Source organism: Mesorhizobium sp. M7A.F.Ca.CA.004.12.1.1 (genome assembly GCF_003997835.1).
Classification (GTDB): domain Bacteria; phylum Pseudomonadota; class Alphaproteobacteria; order Rhizobiales; family Rhizobiaceae; genus Mesorhizobium.
Genome location: NZ_RZRK01000112.1, coordinates 1 through 10,846 on the forward strand (window position 1 = coordinate 1; position 10,846 = coordinate 10,846).

9 protein-coding genes and 2 pseudogenes are annotated in these 10,846 nt (G+C 62.4%); 1 reads left to right on the forward strand and 10 read right to left on the reverse strand.

Translation table 11 applies throughout. The features are described 5' to 3' along the window. Positions 1 to 239, reverse strand: a pseudogene (locus tag EN984_RS38685) (inositol-3-phosphate synthase); the annotation flags it as partial. Between the two features lie 155 nt (positions 240 to 394). Here EN984_RS38685 and EN984_RS08525 point away from each other — a divergent pair. Beyond that, positions 395 to 2,137, forward strand: coding sequence for a hypothetical protein (locus EN984_RS08525; RefSeq protein WP_127268457.1), 1,743 nt, complete (start codon positions 395 to 397; stop codon positions 2,135 to 2,137). 9 nt (positions 2,138 to 2,146) lie between these two features. Here the strand turns inward: EN984_RS08525 and EN984_RS08530 are convergent, their stop codons facing one another. The 9 genes and pseudogenes from EN984_RS08530 to EN984_RS08570 all read right to left on the reverse strand — a co-directional run. Next, positions 2,147 to 2,332 (reverse strand): hypothetical protein, encoded by a 186-nt coding sequence (locus tag EN984_RS08530; protein ID WP_127268456.1) that lies wholly within the window; start codon positions 2,330 to 2,332, stop codon positions 2,147 to 2,149. A 94-nt stretch (positions 2,333 to 2,426) separates the two neighbouring features. Next, positions 2,427 to 3,473 (reverse strand): UDP-glucuronic acid decarboxylase family protein, encoded by a 1,047-nt coding sequence (locus tag EN984_RS08535; protein WP_027036338.1) that lies wholly within the window; start codon positions 3,471 to 3,473, stop codon positions 2,427 to 2,429. 23 nt (positions 3,474 to 3,496) lie between these two features. Further along, positions 3,497 to 4,600 (reverse strand): glycosyltransferase, encoded by a 1,104-nt coding sequence (locus EN984_RS08540; protein ID WP_127268455.1) that lies wholly within the window; start codon positions 4,598 to 4,600, stop codon positions 3,497 to 3,499. Beyond that, a complete protein-coding gene (locus EN984_RS08545) occupies positions 4,597 to 5,691 on the reverse strand; it encodes a glycosyltransferase (protein WP_127268454.1) in 1,095 nt (364 codons plus the stop codon). Before EN984_RS08545 ends, EN984_RS08540 begins: the two co-directional genes overlap by 4 nt. Continuing rightward, the gene (locus EN984_RS08550) at positions 5,688 to 6,818 is read right to left on the reverse strand and encodes a glycosyltransferase (RefSeq protein WP_127268453.1); all 1,131 of its coding nucleotides are present in this window, start codon (positions 6,816 to 6,818) and stop codon (positions 5,688 to 5,690) included. The genes EN984_RS08545 and EN984_RS08550 overlap by 4 nt, the downstream gene beginning before the upstream one ends. 2 nt (positions 6,819 to 6,820) lie before the next feature. Next, positions 6,821 to 7,921: a glycosyltransferase family 4 protein gene (locus tag EN984_RS08555; RefSeq protein WP_127270575.1), complete on the reverse strand. Its 1,101-nt coding sequence runs from the start codon at positions 7,919 to 7,921 to the stop codon at positions 6,821 to 6,823. Continuing rightward, positions 7,906 to 9,197, reverse strand: a pseudogene (locus EN984_RS08560) (TIGR04295 family B12-binding domain-containing radical SAM protein). The gene EN984_RS08555 and the pseudogene EN984_RS08560 overlap by 16 nt, the downstream one beginning before the upstream one ends. Further along, positions 9,194 to 10,267, reverse strand: coding sequence for an NAD-dependent epimerase/dehydratase family protein (locus EN984_RS08565; protein ID WP_127270571.1), 1,074 nt, complete (start codon positions 10,265 to 10,267; stop codon positions 9,194 to 9,196). The pseudogene EN984_RS08560 and the gene EN984_RS08565 overlap by 4 nt, the downstream one beginning before the upstream one ends. Next, positions 10,264 to 10,846, reverse strand: a 583-nt coding sequence (locus EN984_RS08570; RefSeq protein ID WP_127383700.1) for an NAD-dependent epimerase/dehydratase family protein, incomplete at its 5' end; no start/stop codon positions are given. The genes EN984_RS08565 and EN984_RS08570, both read right to left, overlap by 4 nt.

Genomic DNA, 10,846 nt, shown 5'->3' on the forward strand with positions numbered 1-10,846 from the left:
GTGTTGTTCGGGGCGGCATAGATCGCTTCCGCGACGTCGCGGCCAACCTTGCTCCTGGCGACATCGAATGCGCAGACAATCTCGATGTCGTCGACATGGTAGCCGCCAAGGTCGGCATGCATCAGCCCAGGGATTGGTTCGTTGCTTTTCGCGTTACGATAAAACGAGAGGCCCTGCACCAGGGAGGATGCGCAGTTGCCGACCCCAACGATACCAACACGAACCTTTTTCGATCCCACGAAACCGCCACCCTATGTTGTTCAAAGGTAAGTTCCTGGCGCCGAACCATCAGCGTGCCGGAATGTTCCTCCGCCCATCGAAAAATTGCGCGAGACTGCATGGATCGAAGCTGCATTCGATGCGTTGCCGCACGGCAACATTGGAAAACCGATCGATGATCGTCTACGGCGACCACAGGCAGACCGAGAGCGCAGAGCAGCTTCGGGAAGCAGCAAACGAAATGGCCGAAAGCCTGGATCGGATGTCTCATGGCGTCCAACGCCATGCTGCATTGGTCGGACTATTCATCAGCGTGTCGGAGCTGGTTCAGGCGCTTGCCGATGTCGATTTCCAAACCAGCGGCATCGACATCTTTTCGCCGCGACAACAGCAAGGCGCCAAGTTGTTGGTCGGACTCGCGGCAGAGGTGGCGAAGTCGTGGCAAAGCGGTTTCGGCGTCGGCGGTGGCATCGATCCGGGACTTCTCAAACAGCTGGCCGGGCTCGACTGCAAGGCCGAGGTTGTGACCGGCTCTGCCGAGGGTTATGCGCACTATGCGCTTTATCCCGAAAGCTATTTGGACGCGGCGCAGAAGTCGGGTCTCGATGCGAACACATGCGTGATCGGCGTCCGCAGCATCGGCCTCGGGCTGGCAGCTATGGTGGCGGCCTCGATTGGTGCGCCGGCACCATTCAGCGTTCGCCCGATCGGCCATCCCTTCCGCAGGTATATCAACGCCGATCCGCAGTCGATCGCCACTTGGATGAACAATCCATCGGCGCGTTTCGCCGTTGTCGACGAGGGTCCTGGCCTGTCCGGCAGTTCGATGCATGCCGTTATCGTGTGGCTGCGTGAACTGGGTATCGATACGGACCGCATTCACCTGTTTCCCAGCCATTCAGGCGGCCCGGGCATCGAAGCGTCGCGGGAGGCTCGGGAGACATGGTCGCGCTGTCCGAAGCATGTGGCGACGGCGTTTGAATGCACCTTCTCCGAAAGCTCGAAAATCCCCACGTTGCGCGATTGGGTGGCCGAGGCGGTCGGCAGGCCGGAATTAGGCCTGACCGAGCTATCTGGCGGCGAGTGGCGGGCCGCCCACTACGCCGACGAAGGGCGCTGGCCGCCGAGCCCTCGCGGTACCGAGCGGCGTAAATTCCTGGCGTCCGCCGGGCGTGACCGCTGGCTCGTCAAATTCGCGGGTCTCGGCGAAACCGGACGGCGCAAGAAACGAACCGCGACGATGTTGCATGAAGCCGAGTTCGGATCGCAAGTTGTCGCGCTTTGCCATGGCTTTCTGGTTGAACGGTGGATTGACGGCACCACGATGGATCAGGCGCCGCTACCCATGGAAAGACTGATCGCGGAGTTCACAAATTACCTGGCCTGGCGTGCGCTCAATCTTCGAACTTGCGAACCGGGTGCATCATTGCTTGCACTCGCGGAGATGGCTGTTTCCAATACGTCGGAAGCCCTGGGCGAAAAACGCGCGGCAGCCTTGCGCGGTTGGCTCTCGAAACAGGCCCCCGCGAGCGGGCTGCAGCGCGTTGAAATCGATGGAAAGCTCCAACCATGGGAGTTTCTCGTTCGTGCCGACGGCAGGGTGCTCAAGACAGATGCCGTCGACCATTGCCGGGCACACGATTTGATCGGCTGCCAGCCAATAGAGTGGGACATTGCCGGCGCCCGTGTCGAGTACGGGCTATCCGACAGCGATGTGAGGACCCTGGTCCAAGGAATGAAGCTTGCCATCGACAACGGCCACATCGGCTTTTTCGAACCGTGCTATTTGGCATTCCAGCTCGGGCTCTGGAGCACGGCTGCGCAATCCGAAAATGGCCGGGAAAAAGCAAGGCTCGCCGCGACGGCAGACCGATATAGGATGCGACTGATAGGGTTCCTGGACGAATGCCTGATATGATCGTTCCGATCAGTCCAGCCTTCGCAGCATGTCTGCTTCCTGCTCGAGAATAGCGGCCACTTCCTCGCGCTGCAGATGCGTCATCATCAAGCTGACGCAGCACTCGAGATAGGTGATCGAGGCGCGCCGCAGATAGGCAGCCGTCTCGCGTTCGGCCATCTGGTCGATATCCCTCGCGGGTCGCTTGGGTTGCATGAGGATGATCCTCCGTATCGGTTCCTCCCGCCAAACCACAAGCTTGGGCGGATGTTCCGCGCGATCTCGGGAAAGATTCGGCGGCCGTCTCGCATCACGCCGGAAGGTTCTGCAGCCCGCCGGATGCCGGCCTCGCTCTTTTGGCAAAGCCTGTCATCTGATCGCCGATGCGACTGCCTTCGAGCGCCGCGAAATAATCGATCGTCAGCTTGAGCCCTTCGTTGAGGGGCACCTTCGGTGTCCAGCCGAGCAGCGCTTTTGCACGCGAAATATCGGGCTGCCTGCGCCGAGGATCATCTTGCGGCAGCGGCAGAAATCTCAAATCCGATTTGGTGCCGGTCATCGCCTTCACCAGCGCCGCCAGTCGCACGATGGTGAATTCTCCGGGATTGCCCAGATTGACCGGCTTGCCCGGATTGGGGTCGATGTCCATCAGTCGCCTCAATCCATCGATCTGATCGGAGACATAGCAGAAGGACCGCGTTTGCAAGCCGTCGCCGAAGATCGTCAGAGGACGTTTTTCTAACGCCTGCATGATCAGGTTTGAGACGATGCGGCCATCCGCCGGATCCATTCTCGGACCGTAGGTGTTGAAGATGCGCGCGACGCGCACGTCGGCTTTGCCGGCTCTAAGATAGTCGAAGCAAAGCGTTTCGGCAGTGCGCTTGCCCTCGTCGTAGCAGGCGCGCGGGCCTGTGCAGTTCACATGGCCAACATAGTCCTCCCTCTGGGGATGTTGCTCCGGATCGCCATACACTTCGCTCGTCGAGGCCTGTAGCAGCCGCGCGTCATATCGGACAGCGAGTTCGAGCAGGTTGAGCGTGCCGATCACGCAGGTTCGCGTGGTGTGTATCGGGTCGGCCTGGTAACGCGGCGGCGAGGCAGCGCATGCCAGGTTGTAGATGCGATCCACGGGCTCGCCGAGATCCAATGGCCGGCAGATGTCCTGCTCGATCAATCGGAAACCCGGCTGATCCATGATCGAGATGATGTTTTCCATGCGCCCTGTCAGGAAATTGTCGGCGCAGATCACGCGCCAGCCATCGCGGAGCAATGCTTCGCAAAGATGCGAACCGAGGAATCCCGCACCGCCGGCGACAAGCACTGCCTTTGCCCTTTGCGCGTTTCTTTTTTGTCGCATCGTCGTTTTCTCCTGTATGCCGGTCATGCTGCGCTTCCGATGTCGAAATCGAGGGCCGCCGCCCTTGGCTGTGTCAACGCCGTCACGAATTCGCGCGCTCTGGCCGCACCGGTGTGGGATGCGAGGACGCGTTCGCGGGCCCGGCGGGCCATGGCGAGGCGTGTGCGCTCGGACTCGCCGAAGAGGATTTCGATGACATCGTCCGTTTCCCCGGCGTTGTGAATCGCCGATGCGGGAAAGAAGCTGTCGAGCCCTGGCCAGCGATCGCTGATGATGGGCGTGCCGCAAGCAGCCGCTTCGAACAGGCGCACACTGGGTGACCATCCGGCAGCGATCATGGAACTGCGTGTGACGTTCAGCGTGTAACGCTGACGGCTGTAGAACGCGGCATGATCGGCCGGCGGCAAATGTTCGATGCGTTCGACATTGTCCGGCCAGGTGATGTCGGATGGGTATTGCGAGCCGGCTACGACGAAACGGCGGTCCGGCATACGCCGTGCTGGTTCGAGCAGCAGCGCGTTCAGCGTTGCCTGCCGGTCGGCACTGTAGGTGCCGAGATAGCCGAGATCCCAGCGGATCGGATCGCCGGTCCGGTGGTGCCGTTCCGGGTCGACCGAGCAGTAGAGCGGTTCGGCGCGGCGCGCGCCGAACTCCTCCACCAGACGGCCAAGCATCGGCCCGCCGGTGAACGAGAAGTAGACATCAAAATACGGAATCTGCCGCCAGCTCAGGTAATCGCAATCATCGGCTGAAAGCTGCGCCACGGTTACCGGCGTGTCGATGTCGTAGAAGCAGAAGCGCCCTTTGCAAAATGAAGCGACGATGTCGATGACCACGCGCCCTTCCGGCACGAAGGAGCCCATGACGACAATGTCGGCCTGCTCCAGGCACCGGGCGTAGTCGCTTTGCAACTCCGCAGTGGTTTCGTAGTAGCGCAAGGCGCAGAAATCCGGATCTCGCAGATCGCGGTGGTTGGCGTACCACGGCACGTCTCGCTCCAGAAAGGTCACGCGGTGGCCGAGTTCGTGCAGACCTTTCAGCAGGCCTCGAAACGTCGTGGCGTGGCCGTTTCCCCAGGACGAGGACAGCGACAGGCCGAGAAAGACGATGTCCAATTGCTTGGTCATTCCGCTGCCTCCACGGTCCCCTGCTCGAAATGACGTTTGAAGACGGCATCGGCCACGTCCGCCCGCAGCGCGTAGGTATGGTCGGCCAGCACGCGGCAAAGTGCGGCCTGGCCGATTGCCTTCGCCCGACTGGAGGTCAGCGAGCGCATGATCTCGGCGACATCGCCGCCGTCCCGTGCCACCAGGATCTCCTCGTCTGGTTTCAGGAACAGTTCCACGCCCAGCCATGCGTCGGTGATGAGGCAGGCACCGGCGCCGGCCGCCTCGAAGACACGCGTGGCCGGTGAAAAACCGTTTACGGCCATGCTGTCGCGACTGATGTTCAGCACGGCCTTGGGAGTGACGTTGAAGGCATTATGATCGCGGGTGCCAACGTGACCGAGCCAGCCGACATTGGCGGGAAGCGGCTTGTCCCCCCAGCCCGATCCGCCGAGCAGAAAGCGCTGTTTCGGCAGCTGGCTTGCGGGATCGAGGAAGAATGCTTCGACACGCGCCTCACGATCCGGCAGCCGGTTGCCGAGGAACGCCAGATCGCAAGCGAAACGCGCATTGCTGGCGACCGGGTGATGCGTTTGGGGATCGAGCGCATTGTAAATCGGCACGCATTCGTTCGCCCCCATGGCACGGTAGGCCCAGACGACGGGGTCGCCGCCGCCATAGGTCAGCACAAGGTCGATTTCTTGCAGGGCGCCATGGAGCGGATGGTCCGGTTCGTCGCGCAGCTGGGCAAGGGTTGCCGGAGCGTCCACGTCCCAGAATACCACCAGCGCGTCGCTGCGGGCATGGTCGAGAACGGCGCGCAGCAGCGCCTCGTCCTCGAAACCGACGCCACTCGCCTTGACGACGATGTCGGCGCTGGCGGCGCGTGCCGCGACCTGCATCAACGCGTGCTGGGTCGCTTCATAAACGACCACTGTGCACCAGTCAGGGGCCTCGATGTCGCGGTTCTTCTGCCGGTCGTAGACGTCGGGCTCATAGAAGGTGATTTCGTAGCCCAATTGGGCAAGCGCCTTCAGCAAGCCGCGATAGTAGGTCGCGGCACCGTTCCAGTAGGACGACAAAAGGCTCGATCCATAGAATGCCATCTTCATGCGGCGGCTTCCTTTGCGGTGGTCTTGTTGATGGTATGTTCGGTTGTGCATTCCGTGAGCACGCCGAACAACTCGTCGACGCGGTGCTGGCAGGTGTGCCGCGAGCGGATGGTCTCGAGACCCGAAGTCACCAGGGAAGCCGCGAAATCCGCATCGGCCAACACCGCCCGCAGGTGTTGCCGCATTTGCGAGCCATTGTGGGCGAACAGGAAGTCGACGCCGGGCCTGAACAGCTGCTCGACATCGGACCATGGTGCTGAAATCAGCGGAATGCCGCAGGCGAGTGCCTCGAACATGCGGATCGTCGGAATTCCAGGCAAACCCTCACGATAGGGGCGCCGCGGGATGTGGACGGTGACACGATGCGCGGCGAACGCCTTCGGCACGTCGGCATTGGCGATCCATCCGTCATAGCGCAGTCCGGCGGTGGCCAGATCCGCAAGTGCGGGCTTGGGGTAGCGTACGCCGTGCACGGTGGCCTCGAGACCGAGATCGTGTACCGGCTCGATTAGAAACTCCTTGAGTTCGGCGGTTCGTTCATCGTCGCCCCAGTTTCCAATCCAGACCAGATCGGACGTGGGGTGGATCTCCGGGTGCGGCTTGAACAGGCGATCGTCCGCAGCTTCATGCCAGGTGAAGACGCGCTTGCCCCAGCCGGCGCGCAAATAGCTCTCGCGCAAGGCCTCGCCAAAGGCGAGAACGCCGTCATAGTGCTCCAACCGCAGCGCCGAGATTGCCTCGGTCGCCGATACCGCCCGGTGGTGGGTGTCATGAAACAGAAGGATGAAGTTGCCGCCAGCGGCCCGGGCACGGCCGATACGTGCGACAAGCTTCGGATCCGTCCACTCATGAACGATCACAACGTCGGCCTCAGCGATCCAGGCCTCGTGATCGAACCCGACATCGTAGGTCACCGGCATCAGTTCTGGGAAATCCTTGCGGAAGCGTTCGATGGCGAAGGATCCCTTCTCAGCCAGCAGGTTCGAACGGCTCCAGCCGTCGGACGGCTCCAGCGCGACCGCCTGGTGCCGGCGCGCGACCAGTTCCCGCATGATACCGCGCAGGAAATGGGCATTGCCGTGGTTCCAGTCGGAAACGACCGAGTGGGTGTAGAACAGAAAGCGCATGGTCAGCGCCCCGCCATGGCCAGGGCCGCCTTGTCGTAGATGCCTCGCATGGCCGCCGCTTGCCTGGCCAGTGTAAACCGGCGGCTTCGTCGCAGGGCTGCCTGGCCGAGCTCCCGCCTGAGTTCGACATCGCTGGAGAGACGATTGAGGCAGGCAGCGAGGTCGTGGGGATTGCGCGCGTGAAAGAACATCGCGGCCCCGTCCCATAGTTCGCGATAGGTTGCGATGTCGGAAAGCACCAAGGGCGTCGCCGACATGGCAGCTTCCAGCGCGGCCAGACCGAATGGCTCATAGATTGATGGCGACACGAAAATGCCGGCGCGCGCCATCAAGGAGCGCACCTCGTGAGACGGCAGTGCTCCCAGAGGAACAGCATAGCTGAAGCTGGTACGCCCGCCGTTGGGACCGTGCATCGAACCGGCGGCAAAAACGGGCCATTGCGTCAGCGACGCGGCCTGGTCGATCACCGCCGCATTCTTGCCCTCGTCCCACCAGCGGGCAGCGGCGAAGACGAGCGGTTGGCGCTTTTCGGTCTTCGGCACCGGACTGGCACTATTTCCGACCACACTGAGACGCGCGATCGGGCCATAGCAGGTCTCAAGCATGTCGGCATGGCTGCGGCTCGGCACGATAACAGCGTCGGCCCGATCCAAGCCGCGCCTGTTGCGCTCCTTCTGCCAGGCCCATGCGCCATCCACTGCCTGTTTCCTGACGGCGTGGAACCATGTCGTCACGCAGGAATGCGAGACCACCACGGCTGGGCACGGCGCATCGAATCCCGCCGCCTGCGTTGGTGCGTTGAAATGAACAAGGTCGATGGCGTGGTCGCGCATGGGCGCAAGCAATTCCCGCGGCAGCGCGTCGAGGTCGCCGCCGTTGCGGGTCATCCAATCCGGCGGCGTACTCAACCAGATCAGCGTCGTGAAAGCCTCCGCCTCCGCAGCCTGCTGCCTCGACGGTTGTGGACCGAGGCCGGCAAGCACCACACTGTCGCCGCCGTTCACAAGTTCCCGTGCCAGATCAAGGGCATAGCGCCATACGCCGCCCACGGCATCGACGGTCATCAGGATGCGCCGCGAGCGCGGCGTCAGTGTCCGCAACATGTCGCCTCCAGTTCCGCCAGCGGTCGCGGCCGCCTCTCCTGGATGTCACTGAATTTCTGGAAAGATGCGAGGTAGTGGTCATGGGCGCGTTCCCAGGCAAGGTCGTCGGGTTCGCCCCAAAGCTCGCGGTAGCTGGGCGAACTCGGATACGGGTAAAGCGGCACAGGTTCGTTGGCCCATACGCCGTGGTCGATCAGGTGGGTTCGCCAGTGCTCGACCAGGGCGGGATCATCCTCGACCACGCCGATCAGATTGGCCTGAACGAATGGAACGTGACGTCTGGCATCGACGAGCAGCGCGGCGAGTTCCTCGGTACCCAGCCGGCAGCGCTTGGCCAGCATTGCCCGACCTTCGACGGTCAGGCTTTCGAGGCCGGCCTCGATCGAGACGCAGCCCGCGGCGCCCAGCAATTCCAGCAGTTCGGGCTTCCACAGATCGATGCGGGTCTGTACGCCGAATTCACGTCGCGATCGACCAAGGCTTCCAGCAACGCTTTTTGCGGCAGGAAGATCTCGTCGATGAAGTAGATGTAGCCGACACCTTGGGCAATCAGCCGATCGATCTCCGCCACCACCGCTTCATGGTTTCGACGGCGATAGGCATCACGGAAATCGATCTTGGCGCAGAAACTGCAGTTATAGGGACAGCCGCGCGATGCCTCGACTTCCGCACCGAACCCCACCTGATTGTCATCGAACCTGTGATGGTGGTGCGAATGGGCTGCGATCCAGTCCGCTGGCCATTCGAGTGGCGGATGATCGACAAACGAGCTGGCGTGGACGCCTCCGTTCGAAACCACCTTGGCATCCCGCAGATAAGCGGTTGAGGGCACGGCGCTCCAATCATCGCGCCGGGCAAGCTGCTCGACGACTTCTTCACATTCGCCGCTCACGACGATGTCGACGCCGAGCTTGCGCAAGGTCGGCGCCGGCGTCGCCGAGCCGTGCGGCCCGACCGCGACCGTGCGTCCACCGCGCCCGGCGAGACGGTTGAGGAAATCGGCCGGCACACGCAATTCCGGCGGTGCGCAGCGCCAGAACAGATAGGTCGGGGCGGTACTGACGACGGTCATAGCCGGGGCGAAATCAGCCACCCGCTCGCAGAGACCGGAATTATCGAGCCTCTGCAACTGCCCATCCAGCATCAGCACCTCATGTCCGGCGGCTTCGAGCAGGGCCTTCGAATAGCCGAGTTCCAGCGGCAGATGTGGTTGGCGGCAGCCGAAATAGATGCTGTCGTCGTAGGTCCAGAATGGGTTTACCAAAGCGATTTTCATGCGACGTACCTCACGGCTTCAGGGCGAGGCTCGAGCCGATGGCGCTGCAGCCAGTCGGCGAGGTCGCGGACGCCTTCGCGCCATGAAACATGGGCCATCCAGCCAAGCGCGGTTTTGATCTTGCGGGTGTCGGCGACGAAGAAGGGCTGGTCGCCCGTGCGTTCCCCATCGTGGCGGATTGAAAGCTCATGGCCGGTCAGGCTACGGATCTCGCTCAACAGCCTGCGCAGGCTGACCGCATTTTCCGGGCCGCCGCCAAGATTGAATGCCTGGCCTTTGGTGGTCTCGATGCGATCGAGCACGGCCCTGTAGGCGGCGACGGCATCGGAGACATGCAGGATATCGCGCACTTGCCTGCCGTCGCCGTAAATGGTGATTGGGCGTCCCGTCAGCGCGCTGAGCAGGAAGTGTGCGACCCAGCCCTGGTCCTCGGTTCCGAACTGGCGCGGTCCATAGATGCAGCTCATCCGCAGCACCGCCGTCGGCATGCCGTAGGATTTGGCATAGTCGAGCACATACTGATCCGCCGCGCCTTTGGAGCAACCGTAGGGCGTGCAGAAGTCCAGGCCCCGAGCCTCATCGATGCCGTGCGCCTGGATGACGCTGTCGCAAGGCACATAGTGATCGCCGTCCTCGCGGACCGCGACGTCGGGCAGGCTGCCATAGACTTTGTTGGTGCTGGCGAAGATCACCGGGATAAGCTCACCGCTCAGTCGCGCCGCCTCCAGAACGTTGAACGTTCCCCGAAGGTTGATGTCGAAATCCTCGCCTGGCTGGACCAGGCTTGTGGTGACGGCGGTTTGCGCGGCCAGATGGAAGATCGCCTTTGAACTCATCAGAGCCGGCGCCAGGGCGTTGGCGTCCCGCACGTCGATCGTCTCCACCGTGAGGCGACCGCCGTGTTTTTGCGCCAGCCATTCAAGGTTCTGCTCGACGCCCGGACGGCTGAGATTGTCGATCACCAGTACCGGCTCGCCATCCGACAACAGGCTGTCGGCGAGGTTCGATCCTATGAAGCCGCTGCCGCCGATGATGGCGACCGGCGCGTCGCGTCGATTGCGTGTGTTCATGAGACCAACCCGCGTTCTTCGAGCTCGCGCTTCATGTCGGCGCCGCGGTCGACGGCGGACGTGTTACGCACCCAGGAAACGAACTCGCCGAGCGAATTCTCCAATTGCCGCACCGGCTCGAAACCGAGCAACTCACGGGCCTTGGAAATATCGGCGAAGCAGTTGCGGATATCGCCGGAGCGGGCTTTGCCGAGCAGTTCCGGCGAGCGATTCGGTGTCCCCATGGCCTCGGCCAGCAATCGCGCGACTTCGCTGATCGCATAGGCGCGGCCGCTGCCGATGTTGATGACATGACCCTTTGCCTGGCGTTGCTGCAGAGCAAGGCGAAAGGCGCGGGCGACGTCCTGCACATGGACGAAATCGCGCTTCTGTTCGCCATCCTCGAAGATCATTGGCCGTTGGCCGTTGGCGAGACGCGAAGCGAAGTTGGCCAGCACGCCGGTATAGGGATTCGACAACGCCTGGCCGGCGCCGAAGACATTGAACAGGCGCAGCGCGACCGCATCGATGCCATAGGCCTCGCCGAAGATCAGCACGGCGCGTTCCTGGGCGTATTTTGTCAGCGCATAGATGGAGGCG